Annotated in this window: 15 protein-coding genes; 6 read left to right on the forward strand and 9 right to left on the reverse strand. The window is 68.3% G+C overall.

Annotation, left to right across the window (positions count from 1 at the left end; all coding sequences use genetic code 11):
- Window positions 1-144: 144 nt before the first annotated feature.
- From E9536_RS28520 to E9536_RS28530, 3 genes are read left to right on the forward strand one after another with little or no spacing between them, the layout of a single operon-like run.
- Complete coding sequence (locus E9536_RS28520; protein ID WP_136471520.1) at window positions 145-1,344, forward strand: efflux RND transporter periplasmic adaptor subunit; 1,200 nt, start codon at window positions 145-147, stop codon at window positions 1,342-1,344.
- Window positions 1,341-4,532, forward strand: coding sequence for a multidrug efflux RND transporter permease subunit (locus E9536_RS28525; RefSeq protein ID WP_136471522.1), 3,192 nt, complete (start codon window positions 1,341-1,343; stop codon window positions 4,530-4,532). Before E9536_RS28520 ends, E9536_RS28525 begins: the two co-directional genes overlap by 4 nt.
- Window positions 4,529-5,923, forward strand: a complete 1,395-nt coding sequence (locus E9536_RS28530) for an efflux transporter outer membrane subunit (protein ID WP_136471524.1) — start codon at window positions 4,529-4,531, stop codon at window positions 5,921-5,923. Before E9536_RS28525 ends, E9536_RS28530 begins: the two co-directional genes overlap by 4 nt.
- 121 nt (window positions 5,924-6,044) lie before the next feature.
- On the opposite strand, the gene E9536_RS28535 is transcribed toward E9536_RS28530, so the two are convergent.
- The 3 genes from E9536_RS28535 to E9536_RS28545 all read right to left on the reverse strand — a co-directional run bounded on the left by E9536_RS28535 (window position 6,045) and on the right by E9536_RS28545 (window position 8,866).
- The gene (locus tag E9536_RS28535) at window positions 6,045-6,947 is read right to left on the reverse strand and encodes a LysR substrate-binding domain-containing protein (RefSeq protein WP_027792102.1); all 903 of its coding nucleotides are present in this window, start codon (window positions 6,945-6,947) and stop codon (window positions 6,045-6,047) included.
- 205 nt (window positions 6,948-7,152) lie between these two features.
- Window positions 7,153-8,064 (reverse strand): NAD-dependent epimerase/dehydratase family protein, encoded by a 912-nt coding sequence (locus E9536_RS28540; RefSeq protein ID WP_136471526.1) that lies wholly within the window; start codon window positions 8,062-8,064, stop codon window positions 7,153-7,155.
- A 139-nt stretch (window positions 8,065-8,203) separates the two neighbouring features.
- Window positions 8,204-8,866 carry an ankyrin repeat domain-containing protein gene (locus E9536_RS28545; protein ID WP_136471528.1) on the reverse strand — a complete coding sequence of 221 codons (663 nt, stop codon included), beginning with the start codon at window positions 8,864-8,866 and terminating at the stop codon, window positions 8,204-8,206.
- 244 nt (window positions 8,867-9,110) lie between these two features.
- Here E9536_RS28545 and E9536_RS28550 point away from each other — a divergent pair, with 244 nt between their 5' ends.
- Complete coding sequence (locus E9536_RS28550; protein ID WP_049096504.1) at window positions 9,111-9,482, forward strand: cupin domain-containing protein; 372 nt, start codon at window positions 9,111-9,113, stop codon at window positions 9,480-9,482.
- A gap of 174 nt (window positions 9,483-9,656) precedes the next feature.
- Here the strand turns inward: E9536_RS28550 and ampC are convergent, their stop codons facing one another.
- The 3 genes from ampC to E9536_RS28565 form a co-directional block, all read right to left on the reverse strand.
- Complete coding sequence (gene ampC, locus E9536_RS28555; protein WP_060357832.1) at window positions 9,657-10,826, reverse strand: class C beta-lactamase; 1,170 nt, start codon at window positions 10,824-10,826, stop codon at window positions 9,657-9,659.
- Window positions 10,827-11,144: 318 nt separating this feature from the next.
- A complete protein-coding gene (locus E9536_RS28560) occupies window positions 11,145-11,957 on the reverse strand; it encodes an alpha/beta hydrolase (protein ID WP_136471530.1) in 813 nt (270 codons plus the stop codon).
- 70 nt (window positions 11,958-12,027) lie between these two features.
- Window positions 12,028-12,498 (reverse strand): hypothetical protein, encoded by a 471-nt coding sequence (locus E9536_RS28565; protein ID WP_059682918.1) that lies wholly within the window; start codon window positions 12,496-12,498, stop codon window positions 12,028-12,030.
- Window positions 12,499-12,902: 404 nt separating this feature from the next.
- On the opposite strand from E9536_RS28565, the gene E9536_RS42570 reads away from it, so the two are divergent.
- On the forward strand, window positions 12,903-13,037 hold the full coding sequence (locus tag E9536_RS42570) for a hypothetical protein (protein ID WP_006767081.1): 135 nt from the start codon (window positions 12,903-12,905) through the stop codon (window positions 13,035-13,037).
- Window positions 13,038-13,148: 111 nt separating this feature from the next.
- Window positions 13,149-13,925 carry a class I SAM-dependent methyltransferase gene (locus E9536_RS28575; RefSeq protein ID WP_136471532.1) on the forward strand — a complete coding sequence of 259 codons (777 nt, stop codon included), beginning with the start codon at window positions 13,149-13,151 and terminating at the stop codon, window positions 13,923-13,925.
- A gap of 111 nt (window positions 13,926-14,036) precedes the next feature.
- On the opposite strand, the gene E9536_RS28580 is transcribed toward E9536_RS28575, so the two are convergent.
- The 3 genes from E9536_RS28580 to E9536_RS28590 all read right to left on the reverse strand — a co-directional run bounded on the left by E9536_RS28580 (window position 14,037) and on the right by E9536_RS28590 (window position 21,312).
- Complete coding sequence (locus E9536_RS28580; RefSeq protein WP_136471534.1) at window positions 14,037-16,916, reverse strand: sugar-binding domain-containing protein; 2,880 nt, start codon at window positions 16,914-16,916, stop codon at window positions 14,037-14,039.
- Between the two features lie 76 nt (window positions 16,917-16,992).
- On the reverse strand, window positions 16,993-19,677 hold the full coding sequence (locus tag E9536_RS28585; RefSeq protein WP_136471536.1) for a glycoside hydrolase domain-containing protein: 2,685 nt from the start codon (window positions 19,675-19,677) through the stop codon (window positions 16,993-16,995).
- A gap of 447 nt (window positions 19,678-20,124) precedes the next feature.
- Window positions 20,125-21,312, reverse strand: a complete 1,188-nt coding sequence (locus E9536_RS28590; protein ID WP_136471538.1) for a beta-propeller fold lactonase family protein — start codon at window positions 21,310-21,312, stop codon at window positions 20,125-20,127.
- Between the last annotated feature and the right edge of the window lie 67 nt (window positions 21,313-21,379).

Genomic DNA, 21,379 nt, shown 5'->3' on the forward strand with positions numbered 1-21,379 from the left:
GCTCGCACATCGTCACCGCGTACGCCGATTCGTGACTGCGCAGTACAAGTTCTTATGCCGCTTCATCCGTTTATCCGCCGCGCGCCGCGCCGGATACTGCGCACCATCCGGCGCCAGGCGCCCCACTCGATATTTCACACACGTATGAATCGATATCCAGGATTGAAGCGCATCGCGCGACCGGCCGTGCTGGCCGCCATTCCACTGGCCGCGCTCGTCGCGTTGTCCGGCTGCCGGTCGGACGACAAGGCGCCGGCCGCGACGCCGAGCGTGATCGTCAGCGCGCCCGTCGCGCGCGACGTCAACGACGTCGACGTCTATACGGGCCGCTTCGAAGCGGTCGACACCGTCGACGTGCGCCCGCGCGTGAGCGGTTATCTCGACAAGGTCGCGTTCCAGGACGGCGCGACCGTGCGCAAGGGCGACCTGCTGTTCGTCATCGACCCGCGCCCGTATCAAGCGGCCGTCACGGCCGCGCAAGGCACGCTCGAACGCGCGCAGTCGCAACTGAAGCTGAGCCGGCAGGATTTCGAACGCGCCAGCATCCTGATCAGGACGGACACGATCGCGCAGAGCCTCTACGACCAGCGCAGGCAGGCCGTGCAAAGTGCGCAGGCCGAGGTGACGAGCGCGCAAGGTGCGCTCGAACGCGCGCGGCTCGACCTGTCGTTCACGCGCATCGTCGCGCCGATGTCCGGCCGCATCAGCCGCAAGCGCGTCAGCGAGGGCAACCTCGTGAAAGGCGGCGACAGCGAGGCGACCGTGCTGACGACGATCGTGTCGCAGGACCCGATCGACATCTACTTCGATGTCGACGAGACAAGCTACCTGCGCTATACGCGCGAGGCGCAAAAAAGCGGCGGCAGCGCGTCGTCGCGGCAGGTCGCGATCGCGCTGCCGGGCGATGCGCAGCCGTCGCTGACGGGCACGATGGATTTCGTCGACAACCGCCTCGACGACTCGACCGGCACGCTGCGGCAACGCGCGCGCGTCGCCAATCCGGACCTGCGCCTGAGCCCCGGCCAGTTCGGCCGCGTCTATCTGTCGAGCCGCGTCGCGCATCACGCGCTGCTCGTGCCGGATGCGGCCGTCGCGACCGATGCGACGCGCCGCGTGCTGTATTTCGTCGACGCGAACGGCACCGTCGCGATTCGCCCCGTGACGCCCGGCCGCCTGTACGGCAACCTGCGCGAAATCGATGCGGGGCTGAACGCGGGCGACCGCGTGATCGTCGACGGCTTCCAGCGCGTGCAGGCCGGCGACAAGGTCAAGGCCGTGCCGCGCGCGATCGAAGCCGCCACGTTGGCCCGCGCGGCGAGCGGCACGACCGGGAGCGCGCAATGAACCTCGGCCGTCTGTCCGTCCAGCAACCGGTGCTCGCGATCGTCCTGTCCATCGTGCTGACCATCGCCGGTGCGCTGGCCTATTTCTCGCTCGCGGTGTCCGAGTATCCGGACATCGCGCCGCCGACCGTCGTGATCCAGGCGACCTATCCGGGCGCGTCCGCGGAAACGGTGTCGCAAACCGTGTCGACGCCGATCGAACTCGAAGTGAACGGCGTGGAAGACATGCTGTACATGTACAGCCAGGCGACGTCCGACGGCAGCCTGAACATCACCGTGACGTTCAAGCCCGGCACCGACGTCGACAAGGCACAGGTGCTCGTGCAGAACCGCGTCGCGCTCGCGACGCCGCGCCTGCCCGAGCCCGTGCAGCGCAGCGGCGTATCGGTGCGCAAGTCGTCGCCGACGCAGCTCGGCACGATCTTCCTGTACTCGCCGGACCAGCGCTACGATCCGCTGTACGTGTCGAACTACGCGATCCGCAACGTCGCGGACGTGCTGAAGCGGATCGAGGGCGTCGGCGACATCAACCCGCTCGGCGCGCGCGAATACTCGATGCGCATCTGGCTCGATCCCGAGCGCGTCGCGTCGTTCGGCCTGAGCCCCGGCGACCTGATCGCCGCGGTGCGTGCGCAGAACACGCAGCTCGCGGGCGGCGTGGTCGCGCAGGCGCCGATCACGAACCAGGCGTTCCAGCCGAACCTGATCTTCGAAGGGCGGCTCAAGCGTCCCGAGGATTTCAGCGACATCGTCGTCAAGCAGGGCAAGGACGGGCGGCTCGTGCGGCTGAAGGATGTCGCGCGCGTCGAGGTCGGCGCACTCGCGTATGCGACCGACAGCTACATGCTGCGCCACCCGACGATCGCGTTGCAGGTGCTGCAGCAGCCCGGCGCGAACGCGGTCGCGACGATGGATGCGGTCGAGAAGAAGATGGCCGAACTGGCGAGGGACTTCCCGAAGGGCATCGTCTACAACATCGGCTACAACCCGACCGCCTTCATCGGCGACAGCATCCACGAACTCGTCAAGACCATCTACGAAGCCGTCGTGCTCGTCGTGTTCGTCGTGCTGCTGTTCCTGCAGGGCTGGCGGCCGTCGATCATCCCGATCCTGTCGATTCCGGTGTCGCTCGTCGGCACGTTCGCGGCAATGGCCGCGCTCGGCTACTCGATCAACAACCTGACGCTGTTCGGCCTCGTGCTCGCGGTGGGGATCGTCGTCGACAACGCGATCGTCGTGGTCGAGAACGTCGAGCGGCACCTGTCGGCCGGCGCCGGGCCGCGCGACGCGACACTGCTGACGATGAAAGAAGTCGGCGGCGCGCTGTTCGCGATCACGCTCGTGCTGTGCGCGGTGTTCGTGCCGACCTCGTTCATTCCGGGCATCTCGGGCCAGTTCTTCCGCCAGTTCGGCGTGACGATCGCCGTGTCGACCGCGATCTCGTTCTTCACGTCGGTGACGCTCGCGCCCGCACTCTCCGCGATGATGCTGAAAGCGCACGCCCGCGATCACGACGTGCCCGCTCCGGCGTCGCGCATGGCCGCGCCGTTCGCGCCGGCGATGCGCGTCGTGCGGCGCTTCTCGAACGCGTTCAACCGCGTGTTCCAGCGCCTGTCCGATGCGTATGGCCGGCTCGTCAGGAAGGTCGTGCGGATCATCCCGGCGATGGGCGTGCTGTATGTGGTGCTGATCGCCGCGACCGGCTATCTGCTCGTGTCGAGCCCGAAGGGCTTCATTCCCGCGCAGGACCGCGGCTACCTCGTCGTGCTCGTGCGGATGCCCGACGGCGCGACGCTCGAACGCACAAGCGCCGTCGCGCGCAAGATCGAGGACATCGCGTTGTCGGTGCCCGGTGTCGCGCGCGTGCCGGTGTTCTCCGGCGTGAACGCGGCGACCGGCACGAACTCGGCGAACAGCGCCGGCCTGTTCCCGGTATTCCAGCCCTGGCCCGAACGCAAGGCGCGCGGCCTGACGATCGACACGATCGCCGCCGAGATGCGCAAGCGGCTCGCGGCCGTCACCGAAGCGTCGATCGTCGTCGCGATGCCGCCGCCGGTGCAGGGCCTCGGCAGCACGGGCGGTTTCGCGATGCGGCTCGAAGACCGCAACGGCCTCGGCACCGCCGCGCTCGCGAAGGCGACGCAGGATCTGGTGGCAGCCGCGAACCGCACGCCCGGCATGGTCGGCGTCTATACGCCCTACTCCGCGACGAGCCCGCAGGTGCACGTCGAGCTCGACCGCGAGAAGGCCGAGATGCTCGGCGTGCCGAGCCAGGCCATCAACGACGCGGTCGAGACGTATTTCGGCTCGACCTACATCAACGACTTCAACATCGTCGGGCGCACCTATCGCGTGACCGCGCAGGCCGACCTGCCGTTCCGCGTCGGCGCTTCCGATCTCGCGCGGCTGAAGGTGCGCAACCGCGACGGCGAGATGGTGCCGATCGGCAGCGTCACGCGCATCGACGACACGCTCGGCGTCGATCGCGCGCCGCGCTACAACCTGTATCCGGCCACCGAGATCAACGGCGATACGGCACCGGGCCTCGGTTCCGGCTTCGCGATCAAGACGATGGAATCGCTCGCGAAACAGGTGCTGCCGCCCGGCATTTCGTTCGAATGGACCGATCTGTCGTATCAGCAGACCACGGCCGGCAACACGGGGCTGCTCGTGTTCCCGCTGTGCGTGCTGCTCGTCTACTTGGTGCTCGCCGCGCAGTACGGCAGCTGGAGCCTGCCCGTGTCGATCCTGCTGATCGTGCCGATGTGCCTGCTCGCCGCATCGCTCGGCGTGCGCGCGCTCGGCCAGGACGTGAACATCCTCACGCAGATCGGCTTCATCGTGCTGGTCGGGCTCGCCGCGAAGAACGCGATCCTGATCGTCGAGGTCGCGCGGCAGCTGGAGGCCGACGGCACCGAACTCGTCGAGGCCGTCGTCGAAGCCTGCGTGCAGCGGCTGCGCCCGATCGTGATGACGTCGCTTGCGTTCATCCTCGGCGTGCTGCCGCTCGTGATCTCCGACGGAGCCGGCGCGGAAATGCGCCAGGCGGTCGGCGCGGCCGTGTTCTTCGGGATGATCGGCGTGACGTTCTTCGGGCTGCTGTTTACGCCCGTGTTCTATGTGATGGTTCGCCGGCTCGCGTTGCGCAAGGCCGCTGTCGCGACCATCGCGACGGAGGTGGTGCAATGAAGTTCGTTCGACTCGTGGCCGCGCTGTCCGCGGCGGCCGTCCTGACCGCGTGCACGAGCGCGCCGGTCGCCACCGTCACGCCGCCGCCGCTGGCCACGACTTATGCAAACGCGGATCTCGCGGCCGGCGGCCCGGCCGCCGACACCGGCGCGTGGTGGCACGCTTTCCACGACCCGATCCTCGACGGGCTGGTCGACACGGCGCTCGCGAACAACCTCGACCTGCAGGCCGCAGTCGCACGCATCGACGCGGCGCGCGCGGTACGGATCGGCACGGCGTCGCAGTGGTTCCCTTCGGTCGACCTGAACGCGGGCGCCGGCCGCCAGCGGCTCTCCGCCTCGCAGGCATTCCCGACCGATACGCCGACGACCGGCAATGCGTTCGACCTGAATGCGAGCCTCGCGTGGGAAATCGACATCTTCGGGCGCATCCGCCAGGGCGTGTCGGCCGCCGACGCGGATATCGCGTCCGCGCAGAACGATGCGGCGGCCGTGCGGATCGCGACGATCGACGAAACCGTGCGCACCTACGTGACGGTGCGCGGGCTCGAGCAGCGGCTCGCGCTGGTCGAGGCCAACGCGTTGAGCCAGCGCAGCACCGAGGAATCGACGCGGCGCCTGTTCGACGCGGGCGTCGTGCCGGTGGCCGACGTGGACCGCGCCGCCGCGCAGACGGAAACGACGCTGGCCGAGCTGCCCGCGCTGCAACTTCAGCGGCAGGCCGCGATCCACCGGCTGTCGATCATCACCGCGTCCACGCCGCAGGCCATCTACGCGCGCGTCGATCCGCCCGCGCCGGAACCGGTGTGGACGGCCGCCGCGCCGGGCGTCGGCACGCCGGCCGACTTGCTGCGCCGCCGGCCCGACGTGCGCGCGGCCGAGGCGCGCGTCGTCGCCGCCTATGCACGGATCGGCGTGGCGGAGGCCGACCTGAAACCGCACCTGCAACTGATCGGCGTGATCGGTGCGGCGATCGACGGCTTCTCGGGCGCGACGCTCGCGCGTTCGCTCGCCTGGATGGCCGGCGCCGGCGCGAGCGCGCCGCTGTTCGACGGCGGGCGCCGGCGCAGCGTCGTCGCGTTGCGCCGCGCGCAGGCCGCACAGGCGGTCGCCGCGTATCGCTCGACGGTGCTGACGGCCGTCGGCGACGTCGAGACGTCGATTGCCGCCACCGCCCGCGATCACAGCCGGACCGAGCGCCTCGAACGTGCGGTGTCGAACGCGCGCGGCGCCTATACGCAGATCAACCGGTCGTGGCGCAGCGGCGAATCGGCGTTCATCGATACGCTGGAGGTGCAGCGTTCGCTGCTCGCGGCCGAGGATTCGCTCGCGCAGGCGCGCACCGAGGAAATGCTCGGCCGGGTCAGGCTGATGACTGCGCTGGGGCAGTAAGCGCGCGGTTCAGGTTCGACCGCTGCCGCGCATCGGTCGATACGCAAAGGGCGGCGGGTTCGATGTGATTCGAACCCGCCGCCCTTTTGCATGTGCTTGGCCGGCTGCGTGCGGTACCGGCTCAGTCGATGTCGCCGCCTTCCTTCAACTGCGCGCTCAAGTAGTCGAGAAAACTGACGATGCGCGACGACAACGTCGCGTTCCGATAGAACACCGCGTGAATCGGCTGGCGAAACTCGACGGTATCGTCGACGAGCAGCTCGACGAGGCTGCCGTCGCGGCGATGCGTGCCCGTCATGTAGTCGGCCAGGCACACGATGCCGGCGCCACTGAGCGCGAGCGTCAGCAGCGTCTCGCCGCTCGACGCCTGCAGCGCCGGATGAATCCGGTACACGCCGCCGTCGGCGGTGTGCAACGGCCAGTGGTTCAGCGTTTCCGGCTGCACGAAGCCGAGCAGCGCATGGTTCGCAAGATCGGCGACGCTCGTCGGCACGCCGGCTTTCTCCAGATAGGCCGGGCTCGCCAGGATGCGCAGCCGGCTGCTGCCGAGCCGGCGCGCATGCAGCGTCGAATCGCGCAGCTCGCCGATCCGGATCGCCACGTCGGTGCGCTGTTCGAGCAGGTCGATGATCTCGTCGCTCGTATGGAGTTCGGCCGTGATCGCCGGATAGGCTTCGCGGAAGCCGGGCATCATCGGCGCAATCACGTGCTGCATGAACGGCATCGCCGCGTTGATCCGCAAGCGCCCGGACGGCGTCTCGCGCTGGCTGACGATCTGTTCCTCGGCAAATTCGACCGACGCGATGATGTCGCGCGCGTAGTCGAGAAAAAGCTTGCCCTCGTCGGTCAATTCGAGGCGGCGCGTCGTGCGGCGGATCAGCGTCGTGTCGAGCTTCTCCTCGAGGCGCCGCAGGATCCGGCTCATCACCGAGGTCGGCTGATGCAGCTTGTCGGCCGCACCCGTCAGCGAACCGGTATCGGCGATGGTCACGAACGCGAGCATCTCGTCGAGGGTCGTCTTCATGGTCGGCAGTCTTCCGCAGTTTCAGAAACCGCCACGATAGTGCCGCCGCGCCGCTTTGATAAGCCGGCGCGCGCGCGAATCACAGTTGATTTCGATTCAATGATTCGCGGCGAATATGGTCCGAACAATCCGGCATGAAGCAGGAGGCCGCATACGCAAACGCGCCCGGGCGGGCGCGCTTTTCGTCAGACAAGGCAACGCCGTGTCAGGCGGCGACGGGCATCTCGTCGCGAATCCAGTCGAGCATCGCACCGTGCGTCGGCGCCCACCCGAGTTCCTGCCGCGCGCGCAGCGCCTTCACGCGGCTGTTCGACGCGAGCGAGTAATGCGCGCGCGAATGGCCGAGCGCCTGCGCCGCATCCGCGATGTCCCATTCGACGATGGACGGCAGGCCGAGCCGCTCGCCGAGCGCATGGCCGATTTCCGCGAACGACGCTTCGCCGTTTTCCGCGAAGTAGAACGCACCGGGCGGCGCGGCATCGATCGCGCGCAAATACAGATCAGCGACATCGGCGACGTGCACGTTCGACCAGCAGTTCAGCCCCTTGCCGATCACGCGCACCGCGCCGGCATCGCGCGCGATCGCCGCGAGCAGCGGCAGTTGCGCGCTGTCGCGGCGGATGCCGAGGCCGTCGCCGTAGATCATGCTGTTGCAGATCACGGCCGAACGGATACCAAGATTGGCCGACGACATCACGAGCCGGTCGATCGCGTGGCGCTCGGCCTTCGCGGGTTTGACGACGGGCGTCGTTTCGTCGAATACGGGGGCATCGCCATGCGCGCCCTGTGCGTCGTCCGCGATCACGCTGGTGCCGCTCGTATGCACGAACGTCTTGCCCGAGCCGCTCAGCGCGCCGATGATCGCCTCGACCGCCTCGCGGTGATCGCTGCTCGCCGCGTTGACGACGCAGTCCGCGTCGCGCGCGAACGCTTGCAGCAGCGCCGAGTCGTCGAGCGTGCCGACGACCGGCATGATGCCGGCCGCCGCGAGTTTCGCGGCGTTGTCGCCGTCGCGCGTCAAGCCGGTGACGACGTGCCCTGCCGAGACGAGCCGCGCGGCCACCGAGCCGCCGATGTAGCCGCTCGCGCCCGTCACGAATATCCTGATGCCTTTCATCTGCTGCTCCGAGAGCGAGACAGCCGGTACGGCAGACGTCTCGCAAAATGTCGTGCGCCGCAGTATCGGCGGCCGGCGTTGCACGCGGAAGGGCGGCGTCGCGAAAACAGTTTTGAGCGCAACGGGATGATCGGCCGCGTCAGACGAACCCCTCGTCGACCAGCGTGCAGCCGTCCGCGGTGATCTCGTGCCGCTGGCCCGAGCCGCCGGCCACGCGGCTCCAGCTTTCGGACACGAGCATCGCCGCATCGCCGTCCGTGTGCAGCGCATAGCCGAATCCGCCATACATGCCCGGCACCGCGAACCACATGCGTTCGGCCTGCGCGTCGAGTTCGAGTAGCGGCTCGAGTTCGGGCAGGCGCAGCGCGTCGACGCGCAAATGTGCGATGCGGCCGAGCATCATCGCGTGGAAATGGCGCTGGATGGCGAACAGCGTGGCGTCGGGTACGAAGCGTCGCGGCTGCGGCGCCAGCAGGTCGACCAGATGCCGATGCCCGCGCCGCCCGGCGATATCGACCGGGCGCTCGCCGTGGGCATCGCGCAGCATGCGCCACGCACCGAGCCGCAACAGTTCGGCGGCGACCGCCTTCGGTGCGCCGCCGCGGGCGGCCTGATGCAGCGGCGCACGAAGCGACGTGCCGCCGAGCCGGGTCGCGTTGACGAGCACACGCTCCTTCGCGACGAGTGCGAGCATCGTCGCCCAGTCGCCGTTCCAGGCCGCGTCGGCCAGCGCGTGCCGGGTCGCGACCTGCGCGTCGCCGAGCACGTCGGCGCTCGTGATGCCGTCCCATGTGATGCTCAACCGGATCTCCTCGTGTGTCGCGTTCGTGTGACCGCGTCGATCGCCCATCATAAGCGTTCGTCGCGGCTGCGCGATCGCGCGGCGCTGCTTCGGGCCGGGATTCCCCCGCGCCCGATCCGGCCGCTGCCCGCACAGGCGCGTCGATCTGCGATGATGTCGGACGCGAGGCCACGCATCGCGATCGCCTCGCACGGGCGCGCCGCGCGCGCACCCGATCCATCCACCCCGACGAAGCATGCTCATCATGATCGACGTTTCCTCCATCACCGACGCGTTCGCCCCGAGCGGCGAGCCGACGCAGTACCGCGTATCGCCCGAGAAACTGATTTCCGGCGATCCGCTGCACACGCTCACACCCGGCTTCGCGAGTCCGTGCGGCCGCTTCTCGACCGGCATCTGGGAAAGCACGCCCGGCTGCTGGCACGTCGCATACACCGAAGCGGAATACTGCGAGATCCTCGAAGGCACGTCGGTGATCACCGACCTCGAGGGCAACCGGAAGACCCTGCGCGCCGGCCATCGTTTCGTGATTCCGCCGGGTTTTCGCGGCACGTGGGAAGTCGTCGAACGCACGCGGAAGATCTTCGTCGCGTACGACGAGCAGCCGCCCGAATGAGCGGCGGGCGGGCGCGATCGATGCGGCATTGCACGACAGGTCGACGATCCGCCAGCCGCGCGGCATCGCCGCCGTGCGCCATCGTTCGTCCGGGTTCGTCGCAACCGCATCGGTCACCTTCCCGACAGCTCGGCACGCCGGCCGTGCGGCACGACCGGCCCGCCGGCTGAAACGTTACCGCCGGCCGTCGAGCGCCCCGAGAATCCCGTACGCGGCCTTCACGCGGTCCTCGTTCGGAAAGCTGCGGTTCGCGAGCATCACGATCGCGATCCGCTTCGACGGGACGAACGCGACATAGGTGCTGAAGCCGTTGGTCGAGCCCGTCTTGTTGATCCACGTATCCGCGCTCGGCGCGAGCGGCGGCTTGATCGCGGAGGCCGGCAACCCGTCGCGCAGCATCTTCATCGAGTTGCCTTCGAGCAGCGTCGGCAGCGCGACCGGATACGGATACTGTTCCCAGATCAGGTCCTGCGTCAGCGGCCCCGCGCGGAAATAGCCGGTGTGGGTGCGTTCGAGCGCGCGCTGCAGGCGCGGCGCGGTTTCGATCAGCCCCATGTTCGCCTGCACGAAGCGCAGCAGGTCGGCCGCCGTGGTCCGCACGCCGTAGGCCGGCTGCCACAGCATGCCGCCCGTCATCCGGATCGGCTTGCCGTCCTGCGTATAGCCCTGTGCGTAGTCGGCCCGACGTGCTTCCGGCACGTTGATGTACGTGTGCGTCATGCCGAGCGCGGGAAAGAGCCGCTGCTCCATCAGCACCGCGAAATCCTTGTGCATCGCCTTTGCGGTGAGCCACCCGAGCATGCCGACCGACACGTTCGAATACGTCCGGTACGTACCCGGCGCGTGCGCGGGCCGCCACGCGTCGAGATAACGGATCAGCCCCGCGTCGTCGCGGATGCTGTCCGGCACCTGCACCGGCATGCCGCCGGACGTGTGCGTACCGAGATCGAGCAGCGTCACGACACCGAACGGCTTGCCCTGCAGGGCAGGCAGGTACTTGCCGACCGGATCGGCCAGCGACAGTTCGCCGCCCTCCTGCGCGTCGGCCGCGAGCGTCGCGGTCAGCGTCTTGCTGACGGAGCCGATTTCGAACAGCGTGTCGCCGGTGACGGGCTTGCCGGTTTGCGTCGACATCACGCCGTAGTCGAACACGTAGGGCTTGCCGTCGGCGACAATGCCGACCGCCATGCCGGGAATCGCGTACTGCTTCATCAGCGGCGCGATGTGGCGGGTCACGGTGTCATGGAGGTCGTCCGGGGTGGCGGCGGCCGCGCGGCCGGCCGTGGCGGTGACGCACGCGGCGACGAACAGGGTCGCGGCGAAGCGTGTCGCGTTGAATCGCATGGTTGCGGTTCCTTCGATTTGCGATGGTTGCGTGGACAACAGATCCGGTCGCGCCATGCGGAAATCGCAGCGGCCGGCCTGCCGAAGCAGGACTATCCGCTGTAAGCCGTCCGTCAACAATCGACGTTATGTTGATCGAGCCTAAAGAAAAACTTATGGGATTGGCGAAGGCGTGGATGACCGCTGCCGTCGCGGCGTGCTGGATGGTTTGCGGGGAACGTCGGGCAGCACCGTCAAGTGCACTGCCACGAACGCGACACGTCGGTGACGTTGCCGTACAAGCGAGTCACGGCGCTGGCAACACGAGGCTCGAGCGCGTCACCCCGGCAACCGGTCCAGAAACGCCAGCATCGCCGCGTTGAACCGCGCGGGCCGCTGCAGCGGCGCGAAATGGCTCACGCCGGGCAGGATCGTCAGCGTCGCGCCCGGGATCGTACGCGCGAGGTACGCGGCATGCTCGGGCCGGATGAATTCGTCATGCTCGCCCAGCACGATCGTGACCGGCACGGCGATCGCCGCGAGATCCTCCGCGCTGTAATCCGGTTGCGTGCGCATCATTTCGCTGACGGCCGCGACGAATGCATCGAACTCGCCCGGTGTCGCGGAAAGCGCCGCATAGTCCTTGCGATGCCGCGCGAAGCAGCGGTCGAGCAGCGGGCCCGGCACGATCTCCTTCGTGCCGCCCGGGTCCATGTTGCATGCGAAGAAGAACACGCCGGCCGCACGTTCCGGCGCGCGATCGGCCAGCACGAGTGCGATGCACGCGCCGTCGCTCCAGCCGACGAAGCGCGCACGGTCGACGTGCAGCGCATCGAGCACCGCGAGCACGTCCGACGCCATGCGTTCGTAGGAATAGGGTTGAGTGTCGCGCGTGCTGCGGCCGTGGCCGCGGCTGTCGATCACGATCGCGCGGTAGCCGGCCGCGAGCAGCGCCGGCACCTGGTTGCCCCAGTTGCCGCCGTGGCCGAGGCCGCCGTGCAGCAGCACGACCGGCGGGCCGTGGCCGAACGACGCGTGCCAGATGCGCGCGCCGTCGTGTTCGAGCCATCCTTGCGCGTCGGCCGCCGGCAGCGGCGTGCCGCCTTGCGCGTCGAAGCGGACGAGGTCGTCGTCGTCGAGTTCCGCATGCATCGTTCTGCCGTCCTGTCGAGGGAGACGTGCTTGCGATTGTAATGCGTGCGGCCGACGCGGCCGCATCCGCTCAGGCCTGCGTCGACACCAGCCCGCCCGCCGACGAGCCGCCCGTCTTCTCGACGGCCGCCGCGAGTTGCGCGATCGCGGTCGCCAGCGCCCCCGCGATCGCGCCGGCTTCCGCGCTCAGCGACTGCTGTTCGACCGCCGCGGCCGGGTCGTCCTTCGCGCGCTGCGCCGCGCTCGCCATCTGGCGCTCGATCGTGGCCAGCTGCTTCTGCAACCGGTCGATCAACGCTTTCAGCTGCGCGACCGCCGGATCGTCGGACGACGCCCCCGATGCGCCGAGCGTTTCGCCGGTGGCACCGGTCGAACCCTGCGCACCGGACGTGCCTGCCGTACTCGTCGTACCCGTCGCGCCCGCGGCATTCGTCGCGCCATCGGTGGATGACGTCGCGGCGGGCGCGGCCGACGAAGCGTTCGCGCCCGGGCTCGCGTCCGCCAGCGAGGTGCGCGTGGTCGTGGAGAAATCGATCTGCATCGTGTCGGTCCCTGTGTCGGTAAACGAATCGTGGCTGGGGGAAAAATTGCCTTCCAATTCGTTTACGGCATTCGTCACACGAAACTTGAGTATCAGGGCCCGACAGATTTGGCTGAAGATCGCCGGTTTTAGTCGCGAAAGGGCCAGATTCGCGGCGCCGCAGCGCTGATAAAATCGCGGCTTCGCCGGCGGAAGTCGCGCGCCCGCTGCCCCCGGGGCACGAGCGCGCAACGCCGCCGGTATCGACTCCCGCCCTTCCGGGCGCGGCACGCGACACGTGCCGACGCCGCGGTCGCGGCTGCGCGGGTCGCCTTTTCCGTTCGCCTGCGTGCCCCGCTCGCCGCTTCAAGCGGCGAACGCCGTCCGGCGCGCGCTCACTTCATCACGCATTCGAGGAACACACGATGGCCCGCATCGGCGCCTTCTGCATCACGACGTGGCTTGCCGCCGCGATTCTCTACTTCGGCCAGCACTCCGTCGCGATGATCGTGTTGAGCGGTGTCGTCGTGTTCGGCGGATTCGACCTGCTGCGTCCGTAAGCGCGCAGGGCCACGCGGCCGCGCCCGGTCGCGACGGCCGGCGCGACTGTGATAGCCTCTTCCGCACCGTCTGTCACGCGCACGCCTTGCCGGCAACCAGGAGAACGGAATTTGAATCATGGTTCGAACCGCCACCCGGCCGCCCTCGCCTGCAAGGTGTGCTCGGCCCGCGCCCCCATCTGCGGGCTGGTCGATTTCTCGCGCTGCGGCGCCGACTTCATTGCCGGGAAGAAAGTCGACCCGTTCGCGGGCGTGCCGGTCTACTACCATGCTTGCGAGCAATGCGGCTTCACGTGGGCGCCCATGTTCGACAGCTGGACCCACGACGATTTCGCGCAGCATGTCTATAACGCCGACTATGCCCGCCACGATCCCGAGTATCTCGAGGTCCGTCCGCAGCAGCATGCCGACCTGATCTGCACCAGTTTCGCGGAAATGCGGGAAGGCCGGATTCTCGATTTCGGCTCGGGGCTGGGCTTGCTGGAACGGAAACTGGCGTCGCGCGGCTTCACGGACGTGACCTCATACGATCCGTTCTCGCACCCGGTTCCGCCCGAAGGCACGTTCGACACGATCCTGTCGTTCGAGGTGTTCGAGCATCATCCGGCGCCGTTCGACCTCTTCGACCAGATCATGCGTTACCGGAAACGCGACGGCGCGCTGCTGTTCCAGACATCGCTGATCAGCCGGGAGATCATCGAGCGCGGCATCGAGCAGTGGTGGTACTGCGTGCCGCGCAACGGGCACATCTCGTTTCACTCGCCGCAGTCCCTGACGCTGCTTGCCCAACGCCACGGGCTCGAATACGGCGCGTTCAGTCCCGAGCTGCACGTCGTCTTCGATCGCGCGGCGACACCGCGCTGGCTCGACAGGTTTCTCAAGCCGTAACGGCTCGCCGGCGATCGGGCATGCAACGAGCGCCGCGTGCCTTCACGCGGCGCTCGAGCGGCTCGCTGCCGCTTGCACGGCATCGTGCCCACGCCCACGCCCACGCCGCCGTCAGCATGCCCCGAACGTAGGAACCGCCGGATCGACCGCCAGCGCGCGCTCGTTGAACACGACCGGCACGCCGCCGAGCCCAAGCCTGCAGTTCGGGCGGTCGAGCCGCCACCCGTCAACGCGCAGCGCGGCGCGCGACACCGGCGCACCGCTCGCATGCGGCAAATCGATCGTGATCTGCCGCTTCGCGCCCGGCATCAGGTTCAGGTAGTTGTCGCTGTAGAACGCGGGCAGCACGCGCGCACCGGTCGACGGATCGAATACCTGCACGTGCGTCATCAACGCGAACGTCGTGCCGATGTTCGCGACGTCGACCGTGATGCGCGTCGTCGTGTCGTCGGTCTCGGCCGATGCCGCGCCGATGGCAACCGCCGCGCCCGGCATCGTATCGAGCGACGTATACGCGGTATCGCCTCCGTCGCGCTGTCGCCAGTACACGTTCTCCGCGAGCGGATTGCCGCCCGCATCGGTCAGCACGAGCGACACGATGCACACGTCCGACTTCGCCGCGGCCATCGCCGCCTTCAGGTTCGCCACCACGCGATAGGATGCCTTCGCGACGCCGCCGACGTCCGCGACGGTCCGGCTGCTCGACGTGCCGTCGAGGTTGTACACGCGCATCTCGACGCGGCCGGTGACAGCCGCCGCCGTATGATTCGCGATCGTCACGTCGGCGGTATTCGCATCGAGGATCGGATTGACGCGACGGCACCCGTGCCGCACTGCGAAGAACGACGCGTGCGCGTCGAGGTCGTGGCTGTACATCTGCCACACGAAGCTCGGCTGCGCGGGGTTCGTCATCCACATGATCACGCCGGTGGCCGGCGACGTGATCTTCCCGGCCACCGGGCCGATCATCACGGCCGCGTTCGCCTCGTAGATCGAGCGGATGCATTCGTAGTTCATCATCTGCGCCTTGCGCACGAAGTCCGCGAGATTGCGGATCGGGCCGTAGCGCTGCGCCGTCATCGCGATGTAGCCGGCGCCGCCCTGCTTGCCGACCGACGGGTAGTACGCGCCGTTGCCGTTCATGTCGCGGTCGGCCCAGAAGTCGTCCGGGCATTCGTACGAGCCGGGCGGCAGCATCGATTCGACGCATTCGAGCGTCGGGATCGAATGCGAGCCGACCTCGTTGTGAAACGCAATCGACGTCGTGCCGTAGCCGCGGCTGAATGCCGCCTGCGGCGAGGCCCAGTTGTACGGGCCGCCGGACGAATAGCCGTTCACCGCGCCGGTGCCCGTATCGCCGGCCGAACTCGTGAGGCACAGGCGCTGCGGGTCGAGTTCGGCGACGAGCGCGTCGAGCCCCTTGACGAGTGCCGGCGGCGGCGCACCTTCGTTGCCGCCGCACCAGAGCAGGATCGACGGACGATGGCGGTTGCGCGCGATCACGTCGCGGATGTTGTCGAGATCGCGCGGCACGTTGGCCGGCCCCGACCCGTCGCCTTCGGTCGAGAAGAAGAAGTCCTGCCAGACGAGGATCCCGTAGCGGTCGCATGCATCGAAGAAATCGTCGCTCGTGCTCTGCCCGTTCCAGTTGCGGATCAGGTTGAGGTTCGCGTCGCGATGGAGCCGCACCTGGTTGAACAGCCGTTCGCGCGGAATGCGCTTCAGCGCTTCGTCGAGCCCCCAGTTGCCGCCCATCACGAGGATCGGCAGGCCGTTGACCGTGATGCTCAACTGCGGCCCCATGCCGATGTCGCGCACGTATTCGATGCGGCGCAGGCCGACCTTCAGCGTGCGCTCGTCCGAGCGCCTGCGCGCCACCTCGATGCCGACCGTCACCGCGTAGAGGTTCGGTTCGCCATACCCGTTCGGCCACCACAGTCTCGGCTGCCTGATCGACAGCGCCGCGATATCCGACGACGTGAGCGACACCTTCGTCGTCGTACTCGATGCGGGAATCGCGATGTCGTGGCGAAACGGCGCGCCGTTGCCGACGGTGCCGACGACGGTCGCGACGAGATCCGCGCCGGAGCCGTTGTCCAGTTCGAGATCGAGCCGCAACTCGGCGTGCGACAGGTCGGTGGACAGCGTGTGCGCGACGTTGATCGCCGCGATCCGCACCGCGCCGGTCGTGAACCATGCCACTGGCTGCCAGATGCCGAGTTCGCGATCGGGGATCGTCGGCAGCCAGTCCCAGCCCGCCGAGCAGAAGAAGGTCGGCCCGTTCTTCAGCGTGACGCCGGTCGGGCCGCCGTTGCGCCCGCCGCGCGTGACGCCGCTCGCGTAGCTCGGCAGCAGCGGCCCTTCCGAGAAATCCGGCTTGACGACGCGCACCGCGAGACCGGCCGCGCCGCCCGCCTGCGGCACCAGCCTCGAGATGTCGAACGTCCCCTGCTTGAACGCGCCTTCCAGCCGGCCGACGGGTGCGCCGTTCAGCCAGACCTCGGCGCAGTAGTTGACGCCGCCGAAGCGCAGCCACAGCCGCTGCCCCGGCTGCCGTGCGGGCGCCGTGAAGGTCGTCCGGTACCAGTAGTCGGTGTCCTTCAGCGTGTCGGGAATGGTGTCCGTGACGATGCGGCCGTAGAACGGGTCGGGATACTTGCCGTTGACGATCATGCTGTTCAGCACGGTGCCGGGCACCGTCGCCGGCGCCATGCCCGGCACGCCGGCCGCGCCCGACAGTTGCGCGCCGCCGGCGCCCGGCAGGCGGCTCGCCGGGGCGAACGTCCAGTTCGTCGTGAGATCCTGCGCGGCCAGCAGGCTGTGTTCGGGGTCGCCCGGCACGACGGGCGTGACCGTCGCGGGGCCGTCGGCGCCGGGCGTGCCGGACGCGCCGGCGGGCGCATCCATGTCGCCACCGCAGCCGGCGAGCCAGTTCGTGCCGACCAGTGCGGCGCCATACGACAGGAATTTCCGGCGTTCTTTCGACGTCATGTGGTTGTCTCCCTGATGATGCCGACATCGTCGCGGGCACGCGCGCGGTGCGAGACCGTGCGCGCGCCGGTCACGTTCACTGCGCGCCGGCCCGGCGCATGCGCATCACCGTCGACGGACTGCCGGCCGTCATCTGCGTATAGTCCGCGTTCGGCCCGGACGGCGGCGTCAGGTTGTCGGCGGCCGCCCATTGCGTCGGCGCAGCCGACAACGTGTAGCTCATCGTGCCGCCATTGGCGATCTTTCCCAGCGGCAGCCATGAGCCCGCGTAGTCCGCGCCGTTCACCTTCAGCGACTGGATATACGCAAACGACGGGTGCCCCGCACCGTCCATCGCCACCTGCTTGTCGCTTTCGAGCCGCAGCGTCTTGCCGTTGCCGAACCAGACGGTGATCCCGCTGAACTGCGGCGTGGACAGCGCGAGCCCCGCCTCCGACGGAATCACCGGGAACATGCCGAGTGCCGCCCACACGTACCAGCTCGACGTCGCCCCCATGTCGTCGTTGCCCGGCAGCCCGTCGCGCGCGGTCGTGAACGCCTTCGACATGATGATCGGCAGGATGTACTGCGCACCGCTCGGCTGCCCGGCCCAGTTGTAGCCCCACGGCGACTGGAACGACGGTTCGTTGCCGATGTACAGGCCGGTGGACGATTCGCCGCCGTTCAGGTCGCCGGAGGCCGGCACGGTCGAGAACGGCGTCGTGATCGCAAACAGCGTGTTCAGCCGCGCGACGGCCGCCTGCTTGCCGCCGATCGCGTCGATCAGCGCGCTCCAGTCCTGTGCGAAGGTCCAGAAGTAGTTCGGCTCGGTCGATTCATGGAACGAGCCCTGCACGAGCGTCCCCAGCGTGCCGGGCGCCGAGCCGGCCGGCGGCGCATTGCGCGCGGCGATCACCTTGTTCGTGTAGTCGAAGATGTTGCGCCACCACCCGGCCCGCGTGTACAGCGTGCCGATGTTGTCGGGCGTCACGCCGACCGACGGCGCGTTCAGCACGCTGGCGGGCAATGCCTGCAGGAACGCGGCCGCGGAACGGTCGCTCAGCACGCGCTCGATGGTGGCCGAAGACGAGTGACCGTCGTCGCCCTGCGACAGGTAGTGGGCCGTCAGGAAGTTGGCGAGGCCCGCTGCGCTCGTGCGGTCGTTGCATGCGCTCGACGGATCGAACACCGACTGCTTCGTCAGCCGCGCGGCCGACACCAGATCGAAATCGGTCGCGCCGAACTTGTACGCGCCGGCGATCACGTTCAGCGCGTTGTCGCCGGCCATCGGCGTCGAATCGTCGCTGCCGTCGACCCAGTGCGGGAATGCACCGCACTGAAGCCCGTCGACCACGAGCGACTGCATCATGTCGCTCGTTTCCTTTGGCGCGAGCAGCGCCAGCAACTGCGTCTGCGACCGGTACGTATCCCACAGCGAGAAGCCCGTGTAGTGGTTGCCCGCGCCGCCCTGCGAGCCGTCGGTGCGCCGGAATGCGTAGTCGCCGACCTTTGCCGTCGCGCGCTGCGGCACAGTGCCGGTCTGGTCGACCGACGCCGGATAGCCGCCGCTCGCGTTCTTCGGCTGGCGCATGCTGCGGAATTCGCCGTTCGTGTCGCTGTAGAGCGTCGGCGTGCCGAACACGCGATAGAGCGCGGTGTAGAACTTCGTCAGGTTCGCCTTCTGCGTCGCGTTCAGCGATGCGGGCGCGGCGGCCTGGTCGATCTGGATCGTGTTGAGCCGGTCGTTCCACAAGCCGGACGCGTTGTTGCGCGCGTCGTCGAACGCGAGCTTTTCGCCTTCGGCTTTCAGGTTGGCCTGCGCATTCTGGATGCTGACGGACGAGACCCCGACCTTCACGGTGACGGTGCGGTCGGTGTCGGTCAGGTCGAATTGCAGCGTCGCCGCGCCGTTGCTGACGGTATTCACCGCCGACGTGCCCGCCTGCTTGCGCAGCGGCTTGTCGAAGGTCGCGTAGAAATACACGGGCGCGTTCCACACCGTGCCGTACGGCGTGCAGAACGCCGGCGCGACGGCCTGCCCGCTCATCGACCTGCCGTCGCTCGCGAGCGCCAGCGCGACGTTGCTGGCGGTGACCTTCGTGCTGCCCGAATCGCTGTTGCCGTTCAGCTTCGCGTCGATCGAGAAGAAACCCTTGTCCTTGTCCGTGTACGTGAAGCGCGCGATGCCGGAGCGCGCCGTCGCGCTCAGCTCCGTGACGATGCCGTTCGCGAGGCGGACCTTGTAGTACCCGGGTTCGGCCGTTTCATCCGCATAGCTGTACCCGATTCCGGTCGGCCGGCCGCCCGACGCGATCGCCTTCGCCGCATCGGCCGGCAGCATCGCGACCGTGCCCTGCCCCGGGCACCCGACACCGCTCAGGTGCGTCACGCTGAAGAAGTCGATCGTGCCGCCCGCCCCGCCCGTCGACAGGTAGCCGCCCGAGCCGTTGAAGTTGTAGCGCGGCGTGTTGGGCCCGAAATTCACCATCCCGAACGGCACCATCGCGCCCGGGCTCACGTTGCCCGCGTAACCCGAGTCCGAGTTGACCTGCGTGCCGATGAGCGGATTGACGAACCGGGTCAGCTGCATGTTGGTGCGCCTGGGCGGCGCCGGTTGATCGGGCTGCGACGGCCGGGACGGTTCCGAAGTCGGCGGCACGGTCGACGGCGTGTCTCCCGCGCCGTTGCTGGCCGTCTGAACGCTGTTCACGTCGTCGCCGCCGCACGCGGCAAGCGCCGTGCAAGTCAGCGCGGCGACGAGCAAGAGTCGTGGATGTCTCATTTTTTCGTTTAGTACCGTTAATCAAAACGATTGTTCCGGCGCCGCGATCATCCGGCACGCCGTGCGGCTTGCGGCCCTGCGCGACACCTCGATGCCGCGCGGCGTGGCGTCGACTGGCCCTCCAGGCGACGTCATGCTGACTCGTTACATGCGAATACCCCGCGACGATCGTTGCTGCCGCAACCGTCGCCTCACCGCCCTGTCTCCGGGAACGTCACATCCTTCCCAGGGGCTTACAGTGCCGTAACGACTGTTTATTCACCACGAGAAGTTTCCCGAATTTTCAGTTTGTTTAACTAAACAATCGGGAGTTAAGCAGCTTCGGGTATGCATTCCCGCCATTTGTTGCGTTGCAACGGCGGCGCACCGGGAGGTGCATTGACGGGCGCCCGGCGAACCCGGGCGCCGCATGAACGTGAAGAACGGGACGAACGGATGCCGTGCGCGTCAGCGCGGCAACGTCCGCAGCGACGACGGTCCGCCCGTCAGCGCGATCCGCTTGCCCGTATCGCGCAGCTTGCCGCCTTCCACCGCATAGAACGCCAGTTGCCGCTCGACGTTGAACTGCACGATCACGTGCCGGCTGTCCGCGGTAAACACGATGCCTTGCGCGGCTTCGCCGCCGGGCACCTCGCTCACCTTCACGGCCTGCCCGTTGCGGATTTCGAACAGCAGCACCTTGCCGATCTTGTGGCGGCCCGGATTGTCGGCCGTCAGGTTCGAGCCGTCCATCGCCTGCACGGCGATCCACTTCCCGTCCGGCGAAATCGCGACGCCTTCCGGCAGCGACGGCACCGTCAGGTACTGGACCGTGCGGAACGGCACGCGCGACACGTCGATCAGCGCGACCGAATCGGCATCGCCCGCGAGCGTGCCCGTATAACCCGGCAGCCCGGCCAGCCCCACGTTGCTGACGACGGCCCAGCGGTTGTCGCTCGACACGTCGATCGTGTAAGGCGCGACACCCGTGCTCAGGCGCGACCCGCTGTCGGTCACCTTGCCGTCGTCGACGTTCAGCACCGCGATGCCCTGCTCGTCGCGCAGCGACACGAGCGCATGCTTGCCGTCGTGCGTGAAGCTGATCCCGGCCAGCCGCTTCTTGCCGATCTTCAGGCTGCCGTCGAGCGTCACCTGCGTGCCGTCGATGCGAAGGATCGACACGCTGCCGTCGACGTTCGCGACGAGCGCGAGCTTGCCCGAGCGGTCGATCGCGATCCCCTGCGGATGCGTGCCGAGCTCGATGCGCGTGACCGACGGCGGCGCGGCGTCGAGATTCACGACCTGCAGGAACGTGTCGAACACGAGCTGCTTCGCGGCCGTGTCGTAGCGCGTCGGCGCGCCGACAAGCGCGAGCTTCGCGTCGGGCGTGATCGCGACGGCCTGCGGCGGCCCCTGGATGCCGTTCTCGACGTCGATCTGCCGCGCGACCTTCGGCGGGAACGTGCTGGCGTCGAGCAGCGTCAGCGTGTCGGCGGGCGGCGAAGCGAGATAGGTATCGCGACCCTCGACGCGCTGGTACTTGCCGTCGTTGCCGGACACGATCCAGTCGGCGGCGTGCGCGGCAACGGCCGTCGTGGCGAGGGTCAGCGCGGCGAGCAGGCGCGCGCTGCGCGGGCGGAAAGGATTCGAATGCATGGCGGTCGGTTCTCCGGATCGGTTGCGGATGCAATGGTTGGCTCGACCCTGCTGCTCGACGGGTCGA

It is taken from the genome of Burkholderia sp. LS-044 (assembly GCF_004803625.1).
GTDB classification, from domain to species: Bacteria; Pseudomonadota; Gammaproteobacteria; order Burkholderiales; family Burkholderiaceae; genus Burkholderia; species Burkholderia cepacia.

Coding starts and splice junctions, on each gene's coding strand:
- E9536_RS28520 (WP_136471520.1), top strand. CDS start 145: ATGAATCGATATCCAGGATTGAAGCGCATCGCGCGACCGGCCGTGCTG.
- E9536_RS28525 (WP_136471522.1), top strand. CDS start 1,341: ATGAACCTCGGCCGTCTGTCCGTCCAGCAACCGGTGCTCGCGATCGTC.
- E9536_RS28530 (WP_136471524.1), top strand. CDS start 4,529: ATGAAGTTCGTTCGACTCGTGGCCGCGCTGTCCGCGGCGGCCGTCCTG.
- E9536_RS28535 (WP_027792102.1), bottom strand. CDS start 6,947: ATGAAGACGACCCTCGACGAGATGCTCGCGTTCGTGACCATCGCCGAT.
- E9536_RS28540 (WP_136471526.1), bottom strand. CDS start 8,064: ATGAAAGGCATCAGGATATTCGTGACGGGCGCGAGCGGCTACATCGGC.
- E9536_RS28550 (WP_049096504.1), top strand. CDS start 9,111: ATGATCGACGTTTCCTCCATCACCGACGCGTTCGCCCCGAGCGGCGAG.
- ampC (WP_060357832.1), bottom strand. CDS start 10,826: ATGCGATTCAACGCGACACGCTTCGCCGCGACCCTGTTCGTCGCCGCG.
- E9536_RS28560 (WP_136471530.1), bottom strand. CDS start 11,957: ATGCATGCGGAACTCGACGACGACGACCTCGTCCGCTTCGACGCGCAA.
- E9536_RS28565 (WP_059682918.1), bottom strand. CDS start 12,498: ATGCAGATCGATTTCTCCACGACCACGCGCACCTCGCTGGCGGACGCG.
- E9536_RS42570 (WP_006767081.1), top strand. CDS start 12,903: ATGGCCCGCATCGGCGCCTTCTGCATCACGACGTGGCTTGCCGCCGCG.
- E9536_RS28580 (WP_136471534.1), bottom strand. CDS start 16,916: ATGACGTCGAAAGAACGCCGGAAATTCCTGTCGTATGGCGCCGCACTG.
- E9536_RS28585 (WP_136471536.1), bottom strand. CDS start 19,677: ATGAGACATCCACGACTCTTGCTCGTCGCCGCGCTGACTTGCACGGCG.
- E9536_RS28590 (WP_136471538.1), bottom strand. CDS start 21,312: ATGCATTCGAATCCTTTCCGCCCGCGCAGCGCGCGCCTGCTCGCCGCG.